Genomic DNA, 23,384 nt, shown 5'->3' on the forward strand with positions numbered 1-23,384 from the left:
ACCTGGCCATTGACGATTCACCCCACCTGAAAGGAACCCATGCCCTATTCGCTGCCTGCCTTGCCCTATGCCTATGACGCGCTGGAACCCCACATCGATGCCCGCACGATGGAGATCCACCACTCCAAGCACCACCAGACCTATATCAACAACCTGAACGCCGCGCTGGACGGCACGCCCCACGCCGGCCTGCCGGTGGACGAGCTGGTGGCCGGCATTGCGCAATTGCCCGAGAACCTGCAGGGCCCCGTGCGCAACAACGGCGGCGGCCATGCCAACCACACGCTGTTCTGGACCGTGATGTCGCCCAGGGGTGGCGGCGAGCCGCAGGGCGAATTGGCCGAGGCGATCAAGACCGAGCTGGGTGGCTTCGATGCGTTCAAGGACGCCTTCACCAAGGCCGCGCTCACGCGCTTTGGCAGCGGCTGGGCCTGGCTGTCGGTGAACAGCGCCGGCAAGCTGGTGGTGGAGAGCTCGGGCAACCAGGACAGCCCGCTGATGGCCGGCCTGCTGTCAGGCAACACCCCCATCCTGGGTCTGGACGTGTGGGAACACGCCTACTACCTGCAGTACCAAAATCGCCGCCCCGAATACATCGCGGCGTTCTATAACGTGGTGGACTGGGCCGAGGTGGCCCGCCGCTACGCCCTGGCGCGCGGCTGAATCGATCCGCACTGCTGCGCCTCGCACCCTGAACAGATGCCTTCCGGAGCCGACACCATGCCCGTTCCCTCGCCGTCACCCGACAACGCCGCCTTGCCCAGCCGCCTGACCGATTCGCCCCGCCAGCCTTTGCACTGGCGCCAGTGGATCGGGTTGGCCATCGTGGTCACCGGGGGCGTGGTCGGCACCTGGCAGATCTGGCAGTGGATCGCTGGCCAGCCCGTGGTGCTCGATGCCTGGAAGGGAGGCATGGTGGCCGCCCTGGCCACGGCCCTGGGCACGCTGCCGGTGATGCTCTCGCAGCGCATCTCCGAGCGCACGCAGGACACGCTGTTCGGTTTTGGGGCCGGCGTTATGCTGGCGGCCTGCTCGTTCTCGCTCATCATCCCGGGCATCAATGCCTCGCGCGCGGCCGGGGCCGGGGCCTGGGAGGCGGGCGGCACCATGGGTGCGGCCATCTTGGTCGGTGCGCTGGTGCTGCTGCTGATGGAGCGCCTGCTGCCGCACGAGCATTTCATCAAGGGCGTGGAGGGCCAGACCTCGCGCACGTTGCGGCGCACCTGGCTGTTCGTGTTCGCCATCGCGCTGCACAACCTGCCCGAGGGCCTGGCCATCGGTGTGGGCTATGCCAGCGGCGACACCATGCGGGCCGGCGCCCTGGCCACGGGCATCGCCATCCAGGATGTGCCCGAGGGCCTGGTGGTGGCCGTGGCGCTGCTGGCCGCCGGCTACAGGCGCTGGCTGGCCGTGGGCTTGGGCATGGCCTCGGGGCTGGTGGAGCCCATCGGCGCAGTGATCGGTGCTGCCGTGGTCAGCTACTCGGTGAGCCTCTTGCCCTGGGGCCTGGGCTTTGCCGCTGGCGCCATGCTGTTCGTGATCAGCCACGAGATCATCCCCGAGTCGCACCGCAAGGGCCACGAGGCCTGGGCGACCGGTGGGTTGATGCTGGGCTTCGTGATCATGATGGTGCTGGATACGGCACTTGGCTGATGAAATGAGCACCCCCTGAGTCGCTTCGCGCCTTCCCCCTCTCTCTCGCATTGCTGCGCAATGCGGGGAGGGGGACGCCCCCAGTGCGGCGGGGCGGCCCTTGCACGGGGGCACTGGCTCGGGTAGCGCCAGTTGCATACGCGGCGCCAGTGCATTGCCGCATTGGGGAAGGGCGTAAATGGGCGACAGCCTTCTCTTTTTAGGGCAGGGCGTCGTAGGCCGCCTTGAGCGCCGGGGCCAGGGATTGCAGCGGGGTGGCGGTGGTATTGCGCGCATTGCGCCCCTCCACCGAGCGCACGCGCCCCTCGTTGAGGGCGCGCGCCATCTCGGCCAGCAGGTGGGCCAGGTCGGGCGCAATGCCGGCCTGGGCCATGCCCTGAGCGGCGGCGTCATACGGAAGCTGCTGGTAGGCCAGTGCGGGCTGGCCGATCACCCCGCCCACGAAGGTGGCGAGCTGCTCGTGGCTCAGGTCCCCGGGGCCCAGCAGCTCGCGCACGCTGTGGCCGGTCCAGCCGCGCTGGTCCAGCGCGGCGGTGGCTGCATCGGCGATGTCGCGCGTGGCGATCATGGGGATGGGCAGGCCGGGCGCGAAGGCGTCGGCCAGGCTGCCGCCGTATTTCACGCCGGGCAGCAGGTTGAACAGGCCCTCGTAGAACATGGCCGGGCGCAGCCTGAGCACGTGGCTGTGCTGCAGCGTGGCCAGGCGCTGCTCCTGTTCGTACAGGCTGACCAGCACACCCGTGCCGGCAGGCTGCTCGGCGCCCAGGCTGCTGAGCGCCACCACATGCGGCACGCGCGCCGCCTGCAGGGCCGCCACGATGGCCTGGCCCTGGGTGCGCTGCAGCTCCATGAAACCGGGGGCCGTGGGGTCGAAGGGCATCATGGCGTAGACGGCATCGGCGCCTTCGAAGGCGCGGCTGAGGTAGGCCGGGTCGGCGGCATCACCCACGTGCACCTGCGCACCTTGCTGCCGCAAGGCGTCGAGCCGCTCGGCCGAGCGACCTAGGGCGCGCACGCGGTGGCCCAGCGCGAGGAGGTTGCGGGCGATCACGCTGCCCGTGTGGCCGGTGGCACCCATCACTGCGATGTCTGACATGTGGAACTCCAAAGGGTTGTGGAACAAACAGGCGTTCAGTGTCTCGGCCAGCCCCAGGTATGCCAATGATGAATCAACGGTGTTTTTTGATTATTCGTCCAGACCGGATTAGGATGGCGGCATGGACATCCAGGTTGAAGCCGCCTCTGCCGCCACCGACCCGCTGGGCCGGGCCCTGCACCTGTTGCGCATGACGGGCGTGATCTACTGCTACTCCTATCTGCACCCGCCCCTGGGCATTGCGCTGCCGCCGATCCCGGGCTGTCTGATGTTCCACGCCATCACGGCCGGCGAATGCTGGCTGCGCGTGCCGGGCGCCGAATCCGTGCTGCTGCGGGCCGGTGATTTCGCGCTGGTGCCGCGCGGCGAGGGGCACGACCTGCTGTCCACCGCCACCTCGCAGGCCGACGATTTCTTCGACCTGCCGCGCGTGCAGCTCGGCGGGCGCTTCGAGATCATGCGCCACGGCGAAGGCAACGCGCCGGTCGCCCTGGTGTGTGGTGCCGTGCGTTTTGACGACGTGCTGGCCCGCCGCCTGGTGCATGCGCTGCCGCGCCAGATCGTGCTGGGCGGGCAGTCGCTGGGCCCATCGAACTGGCTCGCGCCCATCCTGGCGCTGCTGCAGGAGGAGGTCCAGCACCTGCGGCCCGGCGGCGAGGCCGTGGCCACGCGCCTGGCCGACGTGCTGGTGCTGCAGGCCATCCGCACCTGGCTGCAGAACGACCCGGGCGCGCGCACCGGCTGGCTGGGCGCCCTGCAGGACGCCCAGCTCGGCCCGGCCCTGGTGCTCATGCACGAGCAGCCCGGCACGCCCTGGACCCTGGCCTCGCTGGCCAGCGCCGTGGCCATGTCGCGCTCGGCCTTTGCCGCGCGCTTTGCGGCATCGGTGGGCATGCCGGTGATGCAGTACCTGACCCTTTGGCGCATGGCCCTGGCCCAGTCGCGCCTGCAGGAAGGGCAGGTGCGCCTGGCCGAGCTGGCCGACAGCCTGGGCTACCAGTCGGAGGCGGCGTTCAGCCGGGCCTACAAGCGCTGGTCGGGGCGTTCGCCTGGGAGTGAGCGGCGGGTGGAAGCCGCCACCGCCTTGGTTTAGCCAAAGAACCAGTAGCAGACGGCGATGGCGGCAATCACCCCCGCCAACTCCGCCAGCAGCGCACACGCCACCGAATGCCGCGCACGCTGGATGCCCACGGCACCAAAGTACACCGCCAGCACATAGAAGGTGGTCTCGGTGCTGCCCTGGATGATGGCCGCCGCGCGGGCGGCGAAGCTGTCCACGCCCTGGGTCTGCATGGTCTCGATCAGCATGGCGCGCGCGGCGCTGCCCGAGAAGGGCTTGACCAGGGCGGTGGGCAGGGCGTCGACGAAGCGGGTGTCGGCACCGACCACCTCCACGCACCAGCGGATGGCGTCGAGCACATAGCCCAGCGCGCCCGAGGCGCGGAACACGCCCACTGCGCAGAGCATGGCCACCAGGTAGGGCAGCAGGCCCTTGGCCACGTCGAAGCCCTCGCGCGCGCCTTCGATGAAGGCCTCGTACACGGCCACCTTGCGCCAGGCGCCCAGCACCACGAAGAGCACCACCAGCGAGAACAGCGTGAGGTTGCCCAGCAGCGAGGACAGGCTGGCCAGGGCCGCGGCGCTCAGCGTGGTCAACAGCGCCATGAAGCCGCCCAGCACCAGGGCCACGGGCAGCAGGTAGGCCAGCACCACGGGGTGCCACAGCGGTAGCCGCTGCACCACGGCCACGGCCACGAGCCCGACCAGGGTGGAGACGGACGTGGCCAGCAGGATGGGCAGGAAGACCAGGGTCGGGTCCGGCGCGCCCTGCTGCATGCGGTACATGAAGATGGTCACCGGCAGCAGCGTGAGCGACGATGCATTGAGCACCAGGAACAGAATCTGCGCGTTGGTGGCGGTGTCGGGCCGGGGGTTGAGCTCCTGCAGCGAACGCATGGCCTTGAGGCCCATGGGCGTGGCCGCGTTGTCCAGCCCCAGCGCGTTGGCGGCAAAGTTCAGCGTGATCAGCCCCAGGGAAGGATGGCCGCGCGGCACCTCGGGCATGAGCTTGGCGAACAGCGGCGCCAGCCAGCGAGCGAGGGCGTCGACGATGCCGGCCTTCTCCGCGATGCGCAAAAAGCCCAGCCACAGCGTGAGCGTGCCGAACAGCAGCACCATGACCTCGACCGAGAGCTTGGCCATGGCGAACAGCGCCTCGACCATGCTGCCGAAGATCTGCGCATTGCCACCCACCAGCCACTGGGCGAAGGCCGCCACGGCGGCGATGATGAAAAAACCCAGCCAGAGGGTGTTGAGCATCCGGTCTCCAGGAAATTGCAGCTCCCAAGGTTACCTTGGGTCGGTGCGAGCCAGCGGCACGGGCCTTGGCGATTTGCCCGGGTTCCCTGGCCTGGCGCGATCTGGTAGCGTGCTTGCCATGGCGCTTCCTACCATCGAAACCTTTGTCGCGGCTGCAGAGGCCCAATTGGGCCTTGCGCTGCCGCCCTGGCTGCGTGTGCGGCTGATGCAGGCCAATGGCGGCACCCTGGAGGCCGAGGGCGAGTACTGGGAGCTGTTTTCCGTGCCCGACACGAGGGACCGCAAGCACATCACCCGCTCCGCCACCCACATCCTTGGCGAAACGGCTGCGGCCCGCGAATGGATGGGGTTTCCGCCCCAGGGGATCGCCATTGCCAGCAATGGCGGCGGCGACTACCTGATCCTGCTGCCCGACGAGCAGGCGCCCTCCCGGCTGCACGACAGGCCCTTCATCTGGCTGCACGGCGTGGACGAGGCTCCGGTGCAGATCGATGTACCCATGCCCCCATAGTGCTTGCACCTTGGCGACAGTGGTACTCTATAGGGTTCGGCCAGAGACGGGGCTGCGGCGTTTTTGCAACGCTTTCAAGCCCGGATTCCTGGCCTGACAGGGCGCCTGCTTGAAGGGCAGGGCGCCCGACCAACCAAAACTCACCGAGGAAGAGGTCCAACATGGGCGCGCAGTGGAAAGCAAAAGGCAAGGCACAGGTCGCAGATGCCAAGGGCAAGCTGTTTGGCAAGCTGGTCAAGGAAATCATGGTCGCTGCGCGCGGCGGTGCCGACCCGGCCGGCAATGCACGACTGCGCCTGGTGGTCGAGCAGGCCCGCAAGGTCTCCATGCCCAAGGACACGCTGGAGCGCGCCATCAAGAAGGGCTCCGGTACCGGCGCCGATGCGGTCAACTACGAACGCGTGATCTATGAAGGCTTTGCGCCCCACCAGGTGGCGGTGATGGTCGAGTGCCTGACCGACAACGTCAACCGCACCGCGCCCGAGATGCGCGTGCTGTTCCGCAAGGGCCAGCTGGGCACCTCCGGCTCGGTGGCCTGGGACTTCAACCACGTGGGTATGATCGAAGCCGAGCCCGCCAACGGCGATGCCGACCCTGAAATGGCCGCCATCGAGGCCGGTGCGCAGGACTTCGAGGCCGGCGACGAAGAAGGCAACACCACCTTCTGGACCGACCCGACCGACCTGGACCTGGTGAGCCGCGCTCTGCCGGCCCAGGGCTTCACGGTGCTGTCGGCCAAGCTGGGCTACAAGCCCAAGAACCCGGTGAACCCCGCCAACCTCACGGCCGAACAGCTCGAAGAGGTGGAAAACTTTCTGGCGGCCATCGACTCCAACGACGACGTGCAGAACGTGTACGTGAGCCTGGGCGGCTGAAGAAGCCCGCCGCCCTGGTGCCGGCGCCCGCTGTGCGCGCCGGCCACCGCACCACCTGGATTCCATGACTGCAGACCACTACGCCGCCCTCGGGCTGGCGGCCAACGCCTCGCTCGCCGACATCAAGAAGGCTTACCGCCAGAAGGCGGCCTTCTACCACCCGGACCGCAACCCGGCGCCCGACGCCGCGCAGCGCTTCCAGGCGGTGCAGAAGGCGTATGACGTGCTGTCCGACGATACGGCACGCCAGGCCTACGACGACAACCGCCGCCGCAACCTGCTCGACGACCCGCTGCAGACCGCCCAGGAAATCTGGCACACCTACACCCAAGGCATTCTTCCTTCGTGAAACTCTCTCCCTATTTCTATGACCTGCGTTCGGCCTACCAGGCCGAGCTCGATGACCTGACCCAGGATTCCGAAGGCAAGGACGTGCTGCGCAAGCGGCTGGCGCAAAAGCGCAACGAAATGGCCTTTCTCGTGCAGATGATGGAGCTGGCCCCCGAGATGGTGGCCGTGGTCTTCCACCAGGGCTTTCGCTTTGCGCGCCCCGCGGCGCTGGAGCACCTGATCGGCCGCGGCGTGGACGACCTGCCGGCCTGGAGCACCCTGGCCGATGGCGCCGTGCTGCTCGAGCCCTGGGCTGCCAGCCTGGCCAGGACGGTGCTGGCCGAGCCTGGCGGCGAGCGCTTCATGGCCGTGGCAGCGGGCCTCGAGTACCTGCAGGTGCATTCGCGCCTGGCGCCTGCGGCCCAGCAAGCCGACGCCGAAGATGAAGAGAACGACGAAGACGCCGCCGAGCACGACGACGGCTACGACAACCTGAGCGCCGACGATGCCGCCGACCCGCACAACGCCCGCTCGCGTGAGGAGGCCAGCGACAACTGGCTGTCCGACGTAGGCTTTGACCGCAAGGACTGACCATGAGCAGCAATACCCACCTGGCCCTCATCACCAAGACCACGGCCCTGATTGCGGCCGGTGACATCGTGGGCGCCGAATCGGCGTTGGCCGAACTGGCCGACACCGATGGCGACAACGCCCTGATGGTGGTGCTCGACCAGCTCGCGCCCAAGGACATCCTGGCCGTGATGCGCGAGTACGACGACTCCAAGGCCTCGGTGGTCAACCTGCTGGTCACGCCCGAGCAGTTCGCGCGCGCCATGGTGCTCGAAAAGCAGTACAAGGACCTCACCCACACGCACCTGCGCAACATGGTCAACGCCGTGGTGTTCCGCGACGATGCCGACCCGGTGGCGTTCCTCACCGCCATTGGCGACCTGGAGGGTGGCAGCGAAGCCCTGGCCAACTACTTTGCTGAAAAGTGGAGCCGCATCGAGGCCTTTGCCCGCACCGGCACCTTCGATGCGGTGGAGGACTACGGCCCCACGCTGACCGACGACGAACTGCTGGCTTCGGGCTACGTGCAGCCGCGCATCGACCAGGACGAAGTGGCCGACCGCGACTGGATGCAGATGGCCTGGCTGCTGCGCTACGAATGCCGCGACCTGTTCATCGAAACCCTGCTGGTGCTGCGCGCCAAGGCCCGCGCCTTCGACTTGGGTCTGGACGAAGGCGATGAGCCCGCCGAAGAGGACGACGGCAAGTTCGAGACCAGCGAGACCGACCGCGGCAAGGCCACGCCTGCCGCCCGCGCATCCGACGAAGAGTCGGCCATCTGACTTTCTTCATGTCCGAGCACGAAATGTCTTCTGCGCCGGCGGCCAACGCGCTGCAACTGCACGACGCGCGCCCCTTCTTCGAGAAGGCGCTGGCCCACGGCGTGGCGCACGGCATCATCGATGCGGCCAGGCTGGCCGCGATGAACACCGACGCCCCCAAGGGCATGGTGCAGATCGCGCGCTACTTCGGCAGCGAGTTCCTGCGGCCCGAGCTGGAGAAGGCCCGCGACCGCATGGTCAACCTGATCAGCCTGTACCTGCTGGACACCACGGGGGGTGACCTGCACGAGGCGGCGGTATCGCTGCGCGACAACTCCTTTCTGTCGCGCTCCAAGGGCGGGTCGGACATGCTCAAGCGCCTGATCGCCATGCCCGAGAGCAGCAACTTCGGCATGGGCGGGTACGCCGATGCCGAAACGCCGCTGCTGGCCGTGTGGTCGCTGCGCAGCCATGCCGACTACCGCGCCGAACTGGCGCGGCGCACGCAGATCCAGGCGGCCATCCGCGCTGCCCAGTGGCTGGCCGAACAGTACGACCTGGACGACGATGCGCTCGAAGAGTCGGGCGCCGACGCCGAGGCCGTGATCCGCACCGGCCTGCTGATGCAGGCCCTGGCCCCCAAGGTGGGCGACTGGCCGAACGCCGTGGTGTTCGAGAAGATCGCCACGGCCCACCGCAAGAAGAAGACCACGTTGGACCAGGTCAGGCTGTCGCTGCCGCCTGGCCTGCCTGCTGACCTGAAGGATGTGGTGGAAGCCCAGCGCGCCACGGTGCTGGCCGACCTGCCCAGGCTGCTCGACGCCGCCACCCCGCTGCGCAACCTGCTGCGGCCCACCAGCGGTTTCCGTGCGCGCTACTTTCTGCTCGACGACCCGCTGGCCGAGGTGGACGACTACCACCGCAACCTGGCCGACCTGGACGGGGAGGGCGCAGACGACCCGCAGCCTGCCACCAAGACCTGGATCAAGACCGTGCAGGGCAACGAGGACGAGCCCAGCCTGCTGACCCTGTTCCTGTGCTTGGCCACCGGCACGCCCAAGAAGACGGTGCTGACCGAAAAGACCGCCGCCAGCCTGGTGCGCAAGCTGCGCAAGAGCGGCTGGCAGCCCGCGCTGGCCACGGACTTCATCCGCGCGCATGCGCCCGGCGTGCGCCAGGCCGACTATGGGGACCTGTGGAACAGCTTCGTGCAGGAGTCGCAGGCCACACTGCTCAGCGACATGGACTACCAGATGCACGATGCCCTGGCGCTGCTGCGCCGGGAATGCAACGTGATGGGGTGAAATTCCAGGGTTTACATTGCTGTCCTTCTCAATCGGGAGGTTCTGATGGCGTCCATCTGCAGTAGCTGCGGAAAAGTCCATGGCGAGATGTCTCGCTACTTCATGTGGCGTTTGCCCAAGCTGGGGTTCGCGTCTGCGCCGAAGCTGGTATCGGACGGTGAGTACATGTGCCGCATCGGCAACAAGCGGCACTTCATCAGCTGCGAGCTGGCGCTGGCTTTCCAGGACCCATCGGAAAAGCCACTGGGCTTCATCGGCTGGGTAGATGTTTCGCGCGCTGACTACGAGGCTTACCAGCGCTACCGCAGTGACGAGGAGAAACTGCCCCCTATGGCACGTTGGATAGAAGGTCGCCTCGCCAATCCTGTGCCTGCGGTGGCTGAATCGCTGGGTGTTTCGGTGCAATTCGAGGTGCTCTGTGGCGATCCCACGCCCTACATCACCTGGGTGCAGCCGGGCACAGCACTGGCTGCCCGGGTACAGGAGGGCGCTACCCTGGCGTTCTGGCACGAGGCCGCCGGGCTGGGGTAGCACCCCGCACCTTCCGGGCGTTGCGGTCTATGCCGCAGCGTCGGTACTCAGCCCCCGAGGAGCCCCTCCAGCATGCCCTCTGGGTCCATGAAAAAGTCGCGCGTCACCCGAAAGTGTTCGGTGTCCTGGTAAGCGATGGGCGCTATGCCGTCCTGGCCGCAGTGAAAGATGGTCGCGTCCGGGTAGGCCATGAGGATCGGCGAGTGCGTGGCGATGATGAACTGCGATTTCTCCTCCACCAGGTCGCGCATGCGCGCCAGCGTGGCCAGTTGGCGCCGGGGTGACAGCGCGGCTTCGGGCTCGTCCAGGATGTACAGGCCCTGGCCGCCAAAGCGCTCCGTCATCAGCGCCATGAAGGACTCGCCATGCGACTGCTCGTGCAGGGAGCGTCCGCCATAGGAGTTGATGATGGGCGGAGCCGGGCAGGGTATCTTGTCCATTTCCTCGATCTCTGTGGCCACATTGAAGAAGCTCTCGGCGCGCAGGAAGTAGCCGTCCCTGGGCCGGCGCAGGCCCTTGGCGATGCGCAGGTACCGGTGCAGGTCGGAATGCGATGCGCGCGTGCCGAAGCTGAAGTTCTTCGATCCGCCCTCGGCATTGAAGCCCAGCGACACGGCGATGGCTTCGAGCAGCGTCGATTTGCCCGAGCCATTTTCGCCCACGAAGAAGTTCACGTGCGGGTGCAGGTCGATCTGCTCCAGGTCGCGAAGGACGGGCAGTGAGAACGGGTACTGGTCGAAGGACTCGACCTTGTCACGCAGCAGCGTGATCCGGCTGACGAACTGGGACGAGATCATGTCGGCAGGCAGGTAAGGGGGAGGCTGGCTGTACGGCGCGCGCCACACTTCAGGGCTGGTAGCGGGTTTCCTCGGGGCTGTGTCAGCCCTGGGTCATGGGGTAAGAGTAACATTGCCTGCATCCCAGCCTGCACGGGCCTTCCATCGCGCCCAAGAGCGCGCCTACCACCTGCCAGTCAGTCAGCCAGCTTCAGTGCACAGTCCGACACTCGTCATCCTCGCTGCCATTCTCGCAATGCTGCTCACCCTGGTGGTGTTCACCATGTGGCATTTCAACCGGAACATTCCCGGCCTGGGGTGGTGGGTGCTGTCCTTCCTGTCGGCCGGGGTGTTCAGTGTGAGCCTGCTGGCGCGCGAGCACCTGCCCGAGCTGGTGTCGGTGGTCATCTCACAGTGCTGCATCTCGCTGGCGGCCTACATGTGCCTGCTGGGCAGCCGTGCCTACATGGGGCGGCCGCCGGCCTCCCATGCGTATGCGGCAGCCGCCATAGGGGCGCTGGTGCTGGCATCGGCCTACTTCACCGTGGTACAGCCCCACCTGGGCATGCGCTTCGTGTTCGCCGGGCTGGGTGCCGGTGTGTTCTTCCTGTTGACGGCGCGCACCCTGGCGCAAGGGGAGGCGCGGCTGGTGCCTGCGCGCTACCTCTTTGCGCTGGCGGCGGCTGCCCACGGCCTGTTCCTGCTGCTGCGCCCCTTGCTGTTCAGGCTGGGTGCCGGCACGGTGGAAGGCGGGATGGACGCGAGCCTGGTGGCCCGGCTGTCGCAGTTCGTTGTGCTCGAGTCGTTGATCGCGCTGGTGCTGTTCGCCTTCGGCGCGCTGATGCTGGCCAACGAATTCATCGCCAATGAACTGCGCCACCTGGCCGAGGTGGACCCGCTGACCAATGTGTTCAACCGCCGCGCCTTCCTGACGCTGCTGGACAAGGCCATGAGCAATGCCCAGCGCACCAGCGGTGCCGGCCTGCCTGTGCTGGTGATGGACCTGGACCATTTCAAGAAGGTCAACGACACCTGGGGCCACCAGTGCGGCGACGAGGTGCTGCGCCACTTCGTGCTGCTGGCCAACCGCTGCCTGCGCCGCGAGGACGTGCTGGGCCGCCTGGGGGGCGAGGAGTTCGCCATTGCCCTGCCCAACGCGGACCATGACGGTGCCCGCACCGTGGCTGAACGCCTGTGCGCCCTGGTGGCGGCGCAGCCGGCGCCCACCGAGCGCAGCGCCATCCCGATCACCGTGAGCATCGGGGTCACGCTGAGCATGCCGGGTGAAACCCCTGAGTCCGTGCTGCAGCGCGCCGATGAGGCCATGTACCTGGCCAAGAAGCGCGGTCGCAATCGGGTGGAGGTGCTCAGGGCGCCCGAGCGGGCAGTATCGGCCACGGTTGCGGTGCCTGCCCACTGACCCAGCCGCTGCTGTCGCAGCAGCCGATCTTTATTGCGCCAGGAACGCCGCGCTGTCCGGCCGGCCGGGCAGCGCCAGGCGGGCGACGGGGGCGGGGCTGCTGGAGATCTTCTTTCCGCGCCGGTACACCGCCAGCCGCGTGGACCGCAGGCGAATGGCCTCGACCGGGTTGCGCGCGTGCAGCAGCACGAAGTCGGCGTGGCAGCCGGCCGCCAGGCCATAGCCTTCCAGCCCCAGCAGTTGGGCCGGGTTGGTGGTGACCGCCTCGAAGCACTGGCGCATGGCGGCCTGGCTGGTCATCTGCGCCACATGCAGGCCCATGTGGGCCGCCTCCAGCATGTCGGCGCTGCCGCCACCGTACCAGGGGTCCATCACGCAGTCGTGGCCAAAGGCCACGGTGAGGCCCGCCGCCATCAGCTCGGGCACGCGCGTCATGCCGCGGCGCTTGGGGTAGGTGTCGTGGCGGCCTTGCAGGGTGATGTTGATCAGCGGGTTGGCGACCACGCCCAGCTGCGCCTCGGCCATCAGCGGGATGAGCTTGCTCACATAGTAGTTGTCCATGCTGTGCATCGACGTGAGGTGCGAGCCCGCCACGCGGCCGTGCAGGCCCAGGCGGTGGGTTTCGTGCGCCAGGGTCTCCACATGGCGCGAGAGCGGGTCGTCCGACTCGTCGCAGTGCATGTCCACGCGCTTGCCCAGCTGGGCGGCCAGCTCGCACAGGATCTTCACGCTTTCTGCCCCCTGTGCCATGGTGCGCTCGAAGTGGGGGATGCCGCCCACCACGTCCACGCCCAGCTCGAGCGCGCGTGTCAGGTTGTCGAGCCCGCCCGGCGAGCGCAGCACGCCGTCCTGCGGAAAGGCCACCAGCTGCAGGTCCAGGTAGGGCGCCACGCGCTGCTTCACGTCGAGCAGGGCGCGCACGGGCAGCAGGCTCGGGTCGCTGGTGTCCACATGCGAGCGGATGGCCAGCAGGCCCTGGGCCACGGCCCAGTCGCAGTACTGCAGCGCGCGCTGCACGATGGCCTCGTGCGTGAGCTGGGGCTTGAGCTCGCCCCACAGCGCAATGCCTTCGAGCAGGGTGCCGCTCTGGTTCACGCGCGGCTGGCCATAGCTGAGCGTGGAATCCATGTGGAAATGGGCGTCCACGAACGGCGGGCTCAGCAGCAGGCCGCCGGCATCCACCGTTTCGTGCGCGGGGGCTGCGAGGCCCTCGGTCACCTCGTTGATGCGGCCATCCTGCACGGCCACGGACATGTGGGTGCGGCCGTCGGGCAGGGTGGCGTTGTGGATCAGCAGGTCGAGCATGGTGGTGCAGGTGCAGGGCGTTGTTCGTGTTCGGCGCGGGTGGGGGTATTTTGTCGCGGATTCGTGCCTGGATCCCGTTCCTGGTGGCTCATCGCTCCGGGTGCGCGGTGTAGCGGTACACCCCAGGCCGATGGCCGGCGTCGATGGCAATGCTGCGCAGCTTTTCTTCATGCCCCGAGCTGGCCTGCGCCGTGATGCGGATGCCGGTGCGCGTGGCGTGGCAGGCGATGCGGGTCAGCGCGATCTCCGCATGGGTCGTTGTTGAGTTCGCCGATGCCCTGGGTATGGACTGCCTGCAGAGTGCCATGGTCATCGCGCTGCATCCACTGCAGGTACAGGAAGGACTGCGCGTACTGCGTGCCATGCACGATGCGGTAGACGCCTTCGTTCTTGCGCACAGGCCATTGGCCGCAGACCTGCACCCAATCCACCGCGTCGGCAGTGGCAAAGCGTTCGTAGGGCACATCCATGCCCAGGGCGTTGGCCGAGGGGGCGCACGCCAGCGCCAGTGCAGCCAGTGCGATCGCTGCTTTCACCGCTCGCCCTTGCGGTAGGGCTTCATCAGCGCCTGCGGATACGCGGCCTTGCGCGCCACCAGCACCAAAGCCAGGATGGACAGCAGGTAGGGCAGCATCAGGTAGACCTGGTAGGGCAGCCAGGCATCGCCGGCCTGCTGCAAGCGCAGCTGCAGCGCATCGAAGAACGCGAAGAGCAGGGCGCCCAGCAGCGCCTTGCCGGGCCGCCACGAGGCGAACACCACCAGCGCCACGCAGATCCAGCCGCGCCCGTTGACCATGTTGAAGAAAAAGGCGTTGAAAGCCGACAGCGTGAGGAAGGACCCTGCCACCCCCATCAGCGCCGACCCGGCCACGATGGCCCCGGTGCGCGTGGCCGCGACCGACAGGCCCTGGCCTTCGGCGGCCTGCGGGTTCTCGCCCACCATGCGCACGGCCAGGCCCAGCGGGGTGCGCATGAGCACCCAGGCCAGCAGCGGCACCAGGGCCAGTGCCAGCAAGGTGAGCGGCGTCTGGGCCGAGAGGATGGGAATGCCCAGCCATTCCATGGGCGCAAACGGCTCGATGGTGGGCGGTGTGTTCACCTTGGGAAAGCCCACGCGGTAGCCGTAGTAGCTCAGCGCCGTGGCCAGGAGCGTGATGCCCAGGCCCGAGACATGCTGCGACAGCGCCAGCCCCACCGTGAGCCAGGCATGCAGCAGCCCGAACACCGCGCCCGTGAACGCCGCCACCAGCACCCCGGTCCACAGGCCGAAGCCGGCATACACCGCGAGCCAGCCCGTGAAAGCGCCCGCGACCATGATGCCTTCGATGCCCAGGTTGAGCACGCCGGCGCGCTCGCACAGCAGCACCCCGAGCGTGCCCAGGATGAGCGGCGTGGCCACGCGCAAGGTGGCGATCCAGAAGGCCGGGTTGGCCAGGATGTCGAGCAGCTCGGTCATTTCCACTTCACCCGGTACTGTGTGAGGAGCGTTGCAACCAGTACGGCGATCAGCGAGGTGGCCACGATCACGTCGGCGATGTAGGTGGGTACGCCCACGGCGCGGCTCATGCTGTCGGCCCCCACCAGCACGCCGGCCACGAAGGTGCCGGCTGCTATCACGCCCAGCGGATGCAGCCCGGCCAGCATGGCGATCACGATGCCGCTGTAGCCATAGCCCGGCGACATGTCCAGCGTGACGTAGCCGGTGCGGCCCGCCACCTCGATGGCACCGGCCAGCCCTGCCAGCCCGCCCGAGAGCAGGGCCACCAGCACCACGGTGCGGGTGATGGGCACGCCGGCAAAGGCGGCAGCGCGCGCATTGGCACCGGCCGCGCGGATGTCGAAGCCTGGCAACGTGCGCCGCAGGATCGCCCAGAGGATGAGGGCGAGCCCGATGGCCCAGAGCAGTCCCGTGTGCAGGCGCGTCTGCGGCACCAGCTTGGAAAGTTCGAGGTCGCCCTGCAGTGCCACGCTCTGCGGCCAGCCCATGGAGAGCGGGTCCTTCATGGGCCCGTCGAGCAGGGCGGAGACCAGCAGCAGGGTGATGAAGTTGAGCAGCAGCGTGGTCACCACCTCGTCCACCCCCAGGCGCGATTTCATCAGCGCCGGGCCCAGCAGCAGCAGGGCCCCGGCCAGGGCCGCCGCCAGCATCATCAGCGGGAACAGCAGCCAGGGCGACCATTCCAGCCCTGTGCCCCCATGCAGGCCGCCCACGGCCACGGCGGCCAGCGCGCCGGCGTACAGCTGCCCCTCGGCCCCGATGTTGAACAGCCGCGCGCGGAAGGCCACGGCCGCGGCCAGTCCGGTCAGGATCAGCGGCGTGGCGCGCGTGAGCGTTTCGGTCAGCGCGAAGACCGAGCCGAAGGCGCCCTGCAGCAGCAGCCCGTAGGTGCGGCCCACGGGTGCGCCGGCCCACAGCACCAGCAGGCCGCTGATGAGCAGGGTGAAGACCACGGCGCCCACGGGTGCCGCCACGTAGGCGGCGGGGGAGATGTGGTTGCGTTTCTCAAGCCGCATGGGTCATCAGCGTGTGGAGGGGGGTGGAATGCATCGGATTACCATGTGCAGAGCGGAGGCCGGGCCTGCAGCGCGCGGGGCCGCCAAAAAAAGAGAGGGGACGCATGAACAACCCGGTCCGGAGAGGGTCTGGATGCATGGCTGTGGCATTCGCGCGTGGCGCAGCCATGCTGCTGTGTGGCGCTCTGATGCTGCCTTGTGCCGGGGCGGGCGCACAGCCCGGCGCGGCGCCGGCAACGGCTGCTTCGGCCGCCGCGTTGGACCTGCCACTCAAGAACGAAGCGGAATACACGGCCCAGCTCAATGCCGAGCTCCAGGCGGCCCACGAAGACCGGGAGCGGCGCAGGGAGCGGGCACGGTGGATTTCCGCGGTGACGCTGTCGTGCCTGGTGGCCGGCCTTGTCGCATTGGCCTGGTGGGCGCTGCGCAGCCGCCAGCCCCGGGCGGTGCGATGGAGCCGCCTGGCGCTGTGGACGCCCTGCCTGCTGCTTGCCAGCGCCTGGTTCTTCCCCTGGTCGCTGTATGCGGCCGCGGTGTTTGCACCGGCCTTTCCGGTCGTGTGGTGGAGGAGGGCGCTGCCCTGGTGGGAGCTGGGCGTGGCATCGGTGCTGTACCTGCCGGCCCTGGTGTTCACCTGGTTTGTCTTCAGGACCTTGGCTGCCATGGGCGCCGGGTAAGGGGCTGGGCGCTGCTGCATCGGTGCCTGCGGTGTCACGGAGCCTCCTCCCCAGCTTTGACCGCCCCTGCCATGGCCAGCCCGATGGCCTCGCGGCTCCAGGCTTCGGCCGGCTGGGTGGGGGTGAGGTGCCCCTCGTGCATCACGGCCACGCGGTCGCCCAGGGCCAGCACTTCGTCGAGGTCGTCCGAGATCAGCAGCACGGCCGCGCCGCCGTCGCGGGCGTTGATGAGCTGCTGCTGCACGAAGGTGACGGCGCCGATATCGAGGCCCCAGGTGGGCTGGTGCGCCACGATGAGGCGCGGGGCGGGCGCGCTCTGGTGGGCGTCGTAGGGCGGCAGCAGGGCGCGGCCCAGGATGAGTTTCTGCATGTTGCCGCCCGAGAGCGAGCGGGCCGGGGTGTCGGGCCCGCCGCCGCGCACGTCGAAGGTTTCGGCCACGCGCTGGGCATGCTGGCGCGCCGCGCCGCGCTTGACCCAGAAGGCCTTGAACCAGGGGTGGGCGAACCAATGGCTGCGCAGGCGCTCGGACACCGCGTTCTCCCACACCGGCAGGTCGCCCACCACGCCCACGGCATGGCGGTCCTCGGGGATGCGGGCCACGCCCTGGTGCACCACCCAGGCGGGCCGGGCCTGCAGCGGTGCGCCGAGCAGCGTCACCTGGCCGGCCGTGGCAGCGCGCACGCCGCACAGCACATCGGCCAGCGCCACCTGGCCATTGCCCGAGACACCGGCAATGGCGACGATCTCGCCCGCATTCAGGGTGAGCGACACGCCCTGCAGTCGGTCGCGCCCGGTGGCGGCGGTGGACACGTCGGCCAGCGTGCACACCGGCGCGCCCACGCTTTTGGCGGGCCGGCGTTCGCTGGCCTCGATGGCGTGGCCCACCATCCACTGCGCGAGCTGGCCCTGCGTGGTGCCCTGCGCGGGCGCCTCGGCCACGAGCTTGCCCTGGCGCAGCACGGCCACGCGGTGCGACACGCGCAGCACCTCGGCCAGCTTGTGGCTGATGAAGATGATGGACAGACCCTCGGCCACCATCTGCGACAGGGTGTGGAACAGCGCCTCGCTCTCCTGCGGGGTGAGCACGGCGGTGGGCTCGTCCAGGATCAGGATGCGTGCGCCGCGGTACAGGGCCTTGAGGATCTCGACCCGCTGGCGTTCGCCCACCGAGAGGCTGCCCACCCGCGCATCGGGCTGCACCGGCAGGCCGAAGCGGGCGGACACGGCGAGCAGCTTCTCGCGCGCGGCGCTGCGGCGCGAAAGCGGCTGCCACAGCGGCTCGCTGCCCAGCAGCACGTTGTCCAGCACGGTGAGGTTGTCGGCCAGCGTGAAGTGCTGGTGCACCATGCCGATGCCGGCGGCCAGTGCCGCGCGCGGCTGGCCCGGGGGCAGGGGCTGGCCAAAGACCTCGATGCGGCCCTCGTCGGCCACATAGTGGCCGAACAGGATGGACATCAGCGTGGACTTGCCCGCGCCGTTCTCGCCCAGCAGGGCCAGCACCTCGCCGCGCGCCAGCGTGAGGCCGATGCCGTCATTGGCCACCAGCTTGCCGAAGCGCTTGGTGATGCCAGTGAGGCGAAGAACGGTTTCGGACGAGTCCATGGACCGTGCTACTTCCACGCGGCCAGAAAGGCCTGCAACACCTTGGCCGAGTTGGCAGCCGCCAGGTGCATGAAGGTGTCCATTTCGTTGGCGCCGTCGCCGCCGCCTGCCAGGTCGCTCAGCGAGCGGAAGGCGATGTAGGGCACGCCGTTGCTGTGCGCCACCATGGCCGTGGCGGCGGTCTCCATGTCGAGCACATTGGCCTCGAAGGTCTTGAACGCGTATTCGCGGAAGGCTCTGTTGTCCACGAAGGCCTGGCCCGAGACGCCGTTGCCGCCCACGACCATGCGCGGGCGTTCCTTCAGGCAGTGGCTGGCGTGGCAGTGTGCCAGGGGCACGGTGGCCATGCTGTTGGCCACGGCCAGCATGCGCGGGTCGGCCTCGAACCAGAACTTCTTGGTGAGCGCCGGGATGGCGGCAGAGCGCACTTCCACCGGGCGCGGGTGCATCATGCCGAAGGCGGGCAGGGTGAGTTCGGCCTGCATCCAGCCGGGGGCGGTGTACTTGCCGGGCTGGTCTTCGCGCGCCATGAGCCACTCCATGTACTGGCCCCAGCGCGCGGGCACGGTCACGTCGCCGATGTGGAGGCCCGGGTTCACGCCGCCGGCAATGCCGGAGAAGACGATGTGGCTCACGTGGAAGCGGTCCAGCACCAGTTGCGTGTTCATGGCCGCATTCGTCATGCTGATGCCCGAGAGGAACACCACCACGGGCTTGCCCTGCAGCGTGCCGGTGGTGAATTCCACGCCGTTGATGCTGTGCTTGACCGGCTGCTGCACCTGGGGCAGCAGCACGGTGAGCTCGGGCGCAAAGGCCGAGATCACGGCGATGCGCGGCGTGCTGTCAAGGCGCGTGCCCTGGACTGCGGGGCTGGATGCGCAGCCAGCCAGGGCACCGGCCAGGGCCAGCGTGCCGAGCAGTTGGGCGATGCGACGGGGGAGCAATGCGGTGAAGGTCATGGGCAACAGGGTAAGCGATGGACAGTACCAATGAAAAGGGCCACCGCAGTGAAGTAGGTGGCCCCGAATGGCGCACGCAAGCGCCGTCTGCAGCTTACTTGGCCGTGGACTTGGGCTGGCTGTCGTCCACCTTCACGGTGAACTTGCCGGCCAGGATGTCGGCCTCCCTGGCCTTGACCTTGGCCACGATGTCGGCCGGTACCTTCTTCTCGAAGGTGCCCAGGGGCGCGAGCTCCGAGCCCTTGTGCTTCATCATCGAATACGGGCCGTAGTCCTCGGGCGTGAACTTGCCTTCCTTTACGAGCTTGAGCGCGCGGTCGATGCTGGGCTCCATGTTCCACAGGGCCGATGCGACCACCGTGTCGGGGTACTTGTCCTGGGTGTTGATCACGTTGCCGATGGCCAGCTTGCCCTTTTCCTTGGCGGCATCGCTCACGCCGAAGCGCTCGGCGTACAGCACGTCGGCGCCCTTGTCGATCATGGCGAAGGTGGCTTCCTTGGCCTTCGGTGGGTCGAACCAGCTGTTGATGAAGCTCACGGTGAACTCCACCTTGGGGTTCACTTCCTTGGCACCGGCCATGAAGGCGTGCATCAGGCGGTTCACCTCGGGGATGGGGAAGCCGCCCACCATGCCGATCTTGTTGCTCTTGGTCATGCCGCCGGCCACCATGCCCGACAGGTAGGCCGGCTCCTGGATGTAGTTGTCGAACACGCTGAAGTTGGGCGCCTGCGGCTTGCCCGAGGAGCCGAGCAGGAACGAGGTCTTGGGGAAGTCCTTGGCCACCTTGCGGGCGGCGGCTTCCACCGCGAAGGCTTCGCCCACGATGAGCTGGTTGCCGCCGGTGGCGTACTCGCGCATCACGCGCTCGTAGTCGGCGTTGGTCACGTTCTCGCTGGACTTGTACTCGATCTCGCCGCGCGCCTCGGCTGCCTTGAGGGCCTTGTGGATGCGGCTGACCCACTGCTGCTCGTAGGGCACCGTGTAGATCGCCGCCACCTTGGTCTTGGCCTGCGCCATCGCGGCGCCGGGCGCCAGGCCGATCATGGCCGACAGTGCCAGGGAGGTGGAGAACAGATGGCCGGTGAAGATGCGGCGTGAGGTCATGGAGTGGGTCCTTCTTCGGATGGAGGATGGGCGATCGAATCTAGGCGTTGTCTCAAGCAATTAGCACGCCAATGGACGGCTGGTGTCGCGTGCCAGCGGATGCCCTGCGGTGATGCAGCCGCAGGCGTCGCCAGGGAGTCTGCCAGAAGAAAGTCACCAGATGGTAAGAATTCGCACCGGCATGGGGCAAAAAAATGCCGCTGCAGGGGATCGCATCCCCGCAGCGGCCATCTGCCCCGTGCTTGTGGGGCGCGGCTTATTTGGTGCCGAAGATCCGGTCGCCGGCATCACCCAGGCCCGGCAGGATGTAGCCATGGTCGTTGAGCTCGCGGTCGATGGCGGCGGTGAAGATCGGCACGTCCGGGTGCGCCTTCTGCAGCGTGGCCACACCCTCGGGCGCGGCCAGCAGGCAGACGAACTTGATGGAACGCGGGTTGAGCTTCTTGAGCCGGTCCACGCAGGCGGCGGCCGAGTTGCCGGTGGCCAGCATAGGGTCGACCACGATGATGTCGCGCTCGTCCATCTCGGACGGCATCTTGAAGTAGTACTCCACCGGCTGCAGCGTGGCCGGGTCGCGGTACAGGCCGATGTGGCCCACGCGCGCGCCAGGCACCACATTGAGCATGCCGTCGAGAAAACCGTTGCCCGCGCGCAGGATGGAGACCAGCACCAGCTTCTTGCCGTCGATCACCTGGCTGGTCATGGTCTCCAGCGGGGTCTCGATCTCGATGTCCTGCAGCGGCATGTCGCGCGTGACCTCGTAGGCCATGAGCGTGCTCAGCTCGCCCAGCAGGCGGCGAAAGCTGTTGGTGCTGGCGTCCTTCCTGCGCATCAGCGTGAGCTTGTGCTGGACGAGGGGGTGCTTGATAACGGTGACGTTGGTGGTAGCGGGGCTCATGGCGCGGCCTTTGTTATGTGGCGGTGAATGTGAATGGCGGTGACGGTATTTTGACGTCCCTTTGAGCCTGCGGGCGTGGAAACTGGCAAGGCCACATGCCAGAGACCCCGTGGAGCCGGCTTTGCCGGGCCACTGGAGGCGCCCCCTGAGGGGGAGGCGACGCAGTCGCTTCGGGGGGAGTCAATCCGCCAGAAAGCGCGCGTACCTTGCCATGTCCACGTTGCCCCCGCTGATGAGGATGCCGACCTTTGCGCCGTGCACGTCCACGCTGCCGTGGCGTGCACCGGCAAAGGCCAGGGCGCCCGTGGGTTCCACCACCAGCTTCATGCGCTCGGCAAAGAAGCGCATGGCCTCGACCAGTTGCTCGTCGGTGGCGGTGACGATGTCTTCCGCCAGGCGCTGGATGATGGGGAAGGGGATCTGCCCGAGCGATCGGGCCTGTGCGCCGTCGGCAATCGTGTGCGGCGTGGGGATCTGCACCAGCTGTCCGCTGCGCAGCGATTGCTGGCCGTCGTTGCCGGCCTCGGGCTCCACGCCGACCACGCGGCAGCTCGGCGCCAGGGCCTCGGCGGCCAGCAGGCTGCCGGCGAGCAGGCCGCCGCCGCCCACGCAGACGAAGAGGTAGTCCAGGTCGGGTACCTCCTCCAGGAATTCCTTGGCGGCCGTGCCCTCGCCGGCGATCACGTGGGGGTGGTCGAAGGGCGGCACCAGTGTCATGCCGCGCTCCTGGGCCAGCCTTTGGCTGATGGCCTCGCGGTCCTCGGTGTAGCGGTCGTAGGTGACGACCTGGGCGCCGTACTCGCGCGTGGCGGCCATCTTGGTCGTGGGCGCGTCCTCGGGCATCACGATCAGGGCCGGCATGTCCAGCAGCCGGGCCGACAGCGCGATCGCCTGCGCGTGGTTGCCGGCCGAGAAGGCCAGTACGCCGCGTTCGCGCTGTTCGTCGCTGAACTGCGAGAGGGTGTTGTAGGCCCCTCGGAACTTGAACGAACCCGTGCGCTGCTGGTTTTCGCACTTGAAGAACACCTGGGTGCCCAGCAGCGCGTCGGCCATGTTCGAGCGCAGCACGTGCGTGCGGTGGGCCACGCCAGCGAGCCGCTGTGCGGCAGAAACAACATCCGCGTAGGTGGGCGGGGCAAGGCTGGCGTTGCTCATAGTGGAATCTTTCAGGGATGAATGGGCTCAACTATTCCACCCATCATAAAACTGCCTGACTATTGGCCACAGGGGGCGCGCAAGGCCCAAAAACAGGGCGTGCACCGCTATGAATATTGATGCCTGTGCCCCTGGGGCATGGATATACTGCCCTTTTTCCCGACTTTCCCCAAGAGCCCACCATGTCCATTTCCCGCCGCATTGCCACCCTGGGCCTCGGCCTGGCCGCCTCGTTCGGTGTCTCCCTGGCTGCCCACGCGCAGGCCCGCGAGCTCACCGTGGCCTCCAGCGCGACCTATGCACCGTTCGCGTTCGAGAACAAGGACAAGCAGATCGTCGGCTTCGACATCGACATCATCAACGCCATCGCCAAGCACCAGAACCTCAAGATCAAGGTCGTGAACACGCCCTGGAGCGGTATCTTCGCGGCACTGAACAATGGCGACGTGGACCTGGTGATCTCGGGCGTGACCATCAACGACAAGCGCCGCCAGAGCTACGACTTCTCGGCCCCGTACTTTGCGGCCCACCAGCTCATCGCCGTGCCCAAGAACAGCACCGTGACCTCCCTCAAGGACCTGGCGGGCAAGAAGATCGCCGTGGTGAACGCCTCCACGGCCGACGACGTGGCCTCGCGCGAATTCGGCAAGACCAGTGCCAACATCCGCCGCTTCGAGAGCACGCCGCTCATCATCTCCGAGCTGGCCGGCGGCGGCGTGGATGCCGCCATCGGCGACAACGGCGTGATCGCCTACCGCGTGAGCCAGAATGCAGCGCTCAAGACGGTGGAAGACCCTTCCTTCCCCGAAGAAGGTTTCGGCATCGTCGTCAAGAAGGGCGACAAGGCCCTGCAGGACAAGCTGAACGCCGGCCTGGCTGCGGTGCGTGCCGATGGCAGCTATGGCGAGATCTACAAGAAGTGGTTCGCAAAAGAGTACAAGGCCCGCTGAGGCCGGTTCTGGCTTGAGTCACTTGCAGCGGCCGCCAGCGGCCGCTTTTTTGTTTTCTGAAGGGTGGCCGCG

Annotated in this window: 25 protein-coding genes; 13 read left to right on the plus strand and 12 right to left on the minus strand. The window is 67.8% G+C overall.

Annotated features, from left to right (window positions below; genetic code table 11):
- The first annotated feature begins 39 nt into the window (after window positions 1-39).
- Window positions 40-663: a superoxide dismutase gene (locus AC07PA_RS17410; RefSeq protein WP_494607427.1), complete on the plus strand. Its 624-nt coding sequence runs from the start codon at window positions 40-42 to the stop codon at window positions 661-663.
- A gap of 57 nt (window positions 664-720) precedes the next feature.
- The gene (locus tag AC07PA_RS17415) at window positions 721-1,653 is read left to right on the plus strand and encodes a ZIP family metal transporter (RefSeq protein WP_494607429.1); all 933 of its coding nucleotides are present in this window, start codon (window positions 721-723) and stop codon (window positions 1,651-1,653) included.
- A 199-nt stretch (window positions 1,654-1,852) separates the two neighbouring features.
- Here AC07PA_RS17415 and AC07PA_RS17420 read toward each other — a convergent pair whose 3' ends face one another.
- Window positions 1,853-2,749 carry an NmrA family NAD(P)-binding protein gene (locus tag AC07PA_RS17420; RefSeq protein ID WP_494607431.1) on the minus strand — a complete coding sequence of 299 codons (897 nt, stop codon included), beginning with the start codon at window positions 2,747-2,749 and terminating at the stop codon, window positions 1,853-1,855.
- Between the two features lie 121 nt (window positions 2,750-2,870).
- Here AC07PA_RS17420 and AC07PA_RS17425 point away from each other — a divergent pair, with 121 nt between their 5' ends.
- Window positions 2,871-3,842 carry an AraC family transcriptional regulator gene (locus AC07PA_RS17425; RefSeq protein ID WP_494607433.1) on the plus strand — a complete coding sequence of 324 codons (972 nt, stop codon included), beginning with the start codon at window positions 2,871-2,873 and terminating at the stop codon, window positions 3,840-3,842.
- Here the strand turns inward: AC07PA_RS17425 and AC07PA_RS17430 are convergent.
- The gene (locus AC07PA_RS17430) at window positions 3,839-5,068 is read right to left on the minus strand and encodes a nucleoside recognition domain-containing protein (RefSeq protein ID WP_494607435.1); all 1,230 of its coding nucleotides are present in this window, start codon (window positions 5,066-5,068) and stop codon (window positions 3,839-3,841) included. The genes AC07PA_RS17425 and AC07PA_RS17430 overlap by 4 nt on opposite strands.
- Before the next feature lie 118 nt (window positions 5,069-5,186).
- Here AC07PA_RS17430 and AC07PA_RS17435 point away from each other — a divergent pair, with 118 nt between their 5' ends.
- The 7 genes from AC07PA_RS17435 (at window position 5,187) to AC07PA_RS17465 (ending at window position 9,950) form a co-directional block, all read left to right on the plus strand.
- A complete protein-coding gene (locus AC07PA_RS17435; RefSeq protein ID WP_494607437.1) occupies window positions 5,187-5,579 on the plus strand; it encodes an SMI1/KNR4 family protein in 393 nt (130 codons plus the stop codon).
- 161 nt (window positions 5,580-5,740) lie between these two features.
- Complete coding sequence (locus AC07PA_RS17440) at window positions 5,741-6,454, plus strand: YebC/PmpR family DNA-binding transcriptional regulator (RefSeq protein ID WP_007858853.1); 714 nt, start codon at window positions 5,741-5,743, stop codon at window positions 6,452-6,454.
- Between the two features lie 64 nt (window positions 6,455-6,518).
- Window positions 6,519-6,803 carry a DnaJ domain-containing protein gene (locus AC07PA_RS17445; protein WP_007858846.1) on the plus strand — a complete coding sequence of 95 codons (285 nt, stop codon included), beginning with the start codon at window positions 6,519-6,521 and terminating at the stop codon, window positions 6,801-6,803.
- On the plus strand, window positions 6,800-7,375 hold the full coding sequence (locus AC07PA_RS17450) for a hypothetical protein (RefSeq protein WP_494607440.1): 576 nt from the start codon (window positions 6,800-6,802) through the stop codon (window positions 7,373-7,375). The genes AC07PA_RS17445 and AC07PA_RS17450 overlap by 4 nt, the downstream gene beginning before the upstream one ends.
- A gap of 2 nt (window positions 7,376-7,377) precedes the next feature.
- Window positions 7,378-8,136: a hypothetical protein gene (locus tag AC07PA_RS17455; RefSeq protein WP_494607442.1), complete on the plus strand. Its 759-nt coding sequence runs from the start codon at window positions 7,378-7,380 to the stop codon at window positions 8,134-8,136.
- An 8-nt stretch (window positions 8,137-8,144) separates the two neighbouring features.
- Window positions 8,145-9,419, plus strand: a complete 1,275-nt coding sequence (locus AC07PA_RS17460; RefSeq protein WP_494607444.1) for a hypothetical protein — start codon at window positions 8,145-8,147, stop codon at window positions 9,417-9,419.
- A 45-nt stretch (window positions 9,420-9,464) separates the two neighbouring features.
- On the plus strand, window positions 9,465-9,950 hold the full coding sequence (locus AC07PA_RS17465; protein ID WP_494607446.1) for a DUF2199 domain-containing protein: 486 nt from the start codon (window positions 9,465-9,467) through the stop codon (window positions 9,948-9,950).
- Window positions 9,951-9,997: 47 nt separating this feature from the next.
- Here AC07PA_RS17465 and AC07PA_RS17470 read toward each other — a convergent pair whose 3' ends face one another.
- Window positions 9,998-10,747 (minus strand): AAA family ATPase, encoded by a 750-nt coding sequence (locus tag AC07PA_RS17470; RefSeq protein ID WP_494607447.1) that lies wholly within the window; start codon window positions 10,745-10,747, stop codon window positions 9,998-10,000.
- Between the two features lie 235 nt (window positions 10,748-10,982).
- Here AC07PA_RS17470 and AC07PA_RS17475 point away from each other — a divergent pair, with 235 nt between their 5' ends.
- Window positions 10,983-12,146, plus strand: coding sequence for a GGDEF domain-containing protein (locus AC07PA_RS17475; RefSeq protein WP_494607449.1), 1,164 nt, complete (start codon window positions 10,983-10,985; stop codon window positions 12,144-12,146).
- A gap of 30 nt (window positions 12,147-12,176) precedes the next feature.
- Here the strand turns inward: AC07PA_RS17475 and AC07PA_RS17480 are convergent, their stop codons facing one another.
- The 4 genes from AC07PA_RS17480 to AC07PA_RS17495 form a co-directional block, all read right to left on the minus strand.
- Entirely contained in the window at window positions 12,177-13,451 is a 1,275-nt protein-coding gene (locus tag AC07PA_RS17480; RefSeq protein ID WP_494607451.1) for an amidohydrolase family protein, read from the minus strand.
- A 167-nt stretch (window positions 13,452-13,618) separates the two neighbouring features.
- Window positions 13,619-13,987 carry a hypothetical protein gene (locus tag AC07PA_RS17485; protein ID WP_494607453.1) on the minus strand — a complete coding sequence of 123 codons (369 nt, stop codon included), beginning with the start codon at window positions 13,985-13,987 and terminating at the stop codon, window positions 13,619-13,621.
- Entirely contained in the window at window positions 13,984-14,907 is a 924-nt protein-coding gene (locus AC07PA_RS17490) for an ABC transporter permease (protein WP_494607455.1), read from the minus strand. The genes AC07PA_RS17485 and AC07PA_RS17490 overlap by 4 nt, the downstream gene beginning before the upstream one ends.
- Window positions 14,904-15,965, minus strand: a complete 1,062-nt coding sequence (locus tag AC07PA_RS17495) for an ABC transporter permease (RefSeq protein ID WP_494607457.1) — start codon at window positions 15,963-15,965, stop codon at window positions 14,904-14,906. The genes AC07PA_RS17490 and AC07PA_RS17495 overlap by 4 nt, the downstream gene beginning before the upstream one ends.
- 137 nt (window positions 15,966-16,102) lie before the next feature.
- On the opposite strand from AC07PA_RS17495, the gene AC07PA_RS17500 reads away from it, so the two are divergent.
- Window positions 16,103-16,642, plus strand: a complete 540-nt coding sequence (locus tag AC07PA_RS17500; protein WP_494607459.1) for a hypothetical protein — start codon at window positions 16,103-16,105, stop codon at window positions 16,640-16,642.
- 34 nt (window positions 16,643-16,676) lie between these two features.
- Here the strand turns inward: AC07PA_RS17500 and AC07PA_RS17505 are convergent, their stop codons facing one another.
- From AC07PA_RS17505 to AC07PA_RS17525, 5 genes are all read right to left on the minus strand, one after another.
- Window positions 16,677-18,245, minus strand: coding sequence for an ABC transporter ATP-binding protein (locus AC07PA_RS17505; RefSeq protein WP_494607461.1), 1,569 nt, complete (start codon window positions 18,243-18,245; stop codon window positions 16,677-16,679).
- An 8-nt stretch (window positions 18,246-18,253) separates the two neighbouring features.
- Window positions 18,254-19,204 (minus strand): 5'-methylthioadenosine/S-adenosylhomocysteine nucleosidase, encoded by a 951-nt coding sequence (locus AC07PA_RS17510; RefSeq protein ID WP_494607463.1) that lies wholly within the window; start codon window positions 19,202-19,204, stop codon window positions 18,254-18,256.
- 94 nt (window positions 19,205-19,298) lie between these two features.
- Window positions 19,299-20,309, minus strand: a complete 1,011-nt coding sequence (locus AC07PA_RS17515; protein WP_494607465.1) for a BMP family protein — start codon at window positions 20,307-20,309, stop codon at window positions 19,299-19,301.
- Window positions 20,310-20,565: 256 nt separating this feature from the next.
- Complete coding sequence (gene upp / locus AC07PA_RS17520; protein WP_494607467.1) at window positions 20,566-21,207, minus strand: uracil phosphoribosyltransferase; 642 nt, start codon at window positions 21,205-21,207, stop codon at window positions 20,566-20,568.
- A 180-nt stretch (window positions 21,208-21,387) separates the two neighbouring features.
- On the minus strand, window positions 21,388-22,362 hold the full coding sequence (locus AC07PA_RS17525; protein WP_145696498.1) for a threo-3-hydroxy-L-aspartate ammonia-lyase: 975 nt from the start codon (window positions 22,360-22,362) through the stop codon (window positions 21,388-21,390).
- Between the two features lie 182 nt (window positions 22,363-22,544).
- Here AC07PA_RS17525 and AC07PA_RS17530 point away from each other — a divergent pair, with 182 nt between their 5' ends.
- A complete protein-coding gene (locus AC07PA_RS17530) occupies window positions 22,545-23,312 on the plus strand; it encodes a basic amino acid ABC transporter substrate-binding protein (protein WP_494607469.1) in 768 nt (255 codons plus the stop codon).
- Window positions 23,313-23,384 lie beyond the last annotated feature (72 nt).

It is taken from the genome of Acidovorax sp. GW821-FHT09B03 (genome assembly GCF_059418305.1).

Coding starts and splice junctions, on each gene's coding strand:
- AC07PA_RS17410 (WP_494607427.1), top strand. CDS start 40: ATGCCCTATTCGCTGCCTGCCTTGCCCTATGCCTATGACGCGCTGGAA.
- AC07PA_RS17415 (WP_494607429.1), top strand. CDS start 721: ATGCCCGTTCCCTCGCCGTCACCCGACAACGCCGCCTTGCCCAGCCGC.
- AC07PA_RS17420 (WP_494607431.1), bottom strand. CDS start 2,749: ATGTCAGACATCGCAGTGATGGGTGCCACCGGCCACACGGGCAGCGTG.
- AC07PA_RS17425 (WP_494607433.1), top strand. CDS start 2,871: ATGGACATCCAGGTTGAAGCCGCCTCTGCCGCCACCGACCCGCTGGGC.
- AC07PA_RS17430 (WP_494607435.1), bottom strand. CDS start 5,068: ATGCTCAACACCCTCTGGCTGGGTTTTTTCATCATCGCCGCCGTGGCG.
- AC07PA_RS17435 (WP_494607437.1), top strand. CDS start 5,187: ATGGCGCTTCCTACCATCGAAACCTTTGTCGCGGCTGCAGAGGCCCAA.
- AC07PA_RS17440 (WP_007858853.1), top strand. CDS start 5,741: ATGGGCGCGCAGTGGAAAGCAAAAGGCAAGGCACAGGTCGCAGATGCC.
- AC07PA_RS17445 (WP_007858846.1), top strand. CDS start 6,519: ATGACTGCAGACCACTACGCCGCCCTCGGGCTGGCGGCCAACGCCTCG.
- AC07PA_RS17455 (WP_494607442.1), top strand. CDS start 7,378: ATGAGCAGCAATACCCACCTGGCCCTCATCACCAAGACCACGGCCCTG.
- AC07PA_RS17460 (WP_494607444.1), top strand. CDS start 8,145: ATGTCCGAGCACGAAATGTCTTCTGCGCCGGCGGCCAACGCGCTGCAA.
- AC07PA_RS17465 (WP_494607446.1), top strand. CDS start 9,465: ATGGCGTCCATCTGCAGTAGCTGCGGAAAAGTCCATGGCGAGATGTCT.
- AC07PA_RS17470 (WP_494607447.1), bottom strand. CDS start 10,747: ATGATCTCGTCCCAGTTCGTCAGCCGGATCACGCTGCTGCGTGACAAG.
- AC07PA_RS17475 (WP_494607449.1), top strand. CDS start 10,983: ATGCTGCTCACCCTGGTGGTGTTCACCATGTGGCATTTCAACCGGAAC.
- AC07PA_RS17480 (WP_494607451.1), bottom strand. CDS start 13,451: ATGCTCGACCTGCTGATCCACAACGCCACCCTGCCCGACGGCCGCACC.
- AC07PA_RS17490 (WP_494607455.1), bottom strand. CDS start 14,907: ATGACCGAGCTGCTCGACATCCTGGCCAACCCGGCCTTCTGGATCGCC.
- AC07PA_RS17495 (WP_494607457.1), bottom strand. CDS start 15,965: ATGCGGCTTGAGAAACGCAACCACATCTCCCCCGCCGCCTACGTGGCG.
- AC07PA_RS17500 (WP_494607459.1), top strand. CDS start 16,103: ATGGCTGTGGCATTCGCGCGTGGCGCAGCCATGCTGCTGTGTGGCGCT.
- AC07PA_RS17505 (WP_494607461.1), bottom strand. CDS start 18,245: ATGGACTCGTCCGAAACCGTTCTTCGCCTCACTGGCATCACCAAGCGC.
- AC07PA_RS17510 (WP_494607463.1), bottom strand. CDS start 19,204: ATGACCTTCACCGCATTGCTCCCCCGTCGCATCGCCCAACTGCTCGGC.
- AC07PA_RS17515 (WP_494607465.1), bottom strand. CDS start 20,309: ATGACCTCACGCCGCATCTTCACCGGCCATCTGTTCTCCACCTCCCTG.
- upp (WP_494607467.1), bottom strand. CDS start 21,207: ATGAGCCCCGCTACCACCAACGTCACCGTTATCAAGCACCCCCTCGTC.
- AC07PA_RS17525 (WP_145696498.1), bottom strand. CDS start 22,362: ATGAGCAACGCCAGCCTTGCCCCGCCCACCTACGCGGATGTTGTTTCT.
- AC07PA_RS17530 (WP_494607469.1), top strand. CDS start 22,545: ATGTCCATTTCCCGCCGCATTGCCACCCTGGGCCTCGGCCTGGCCGCC.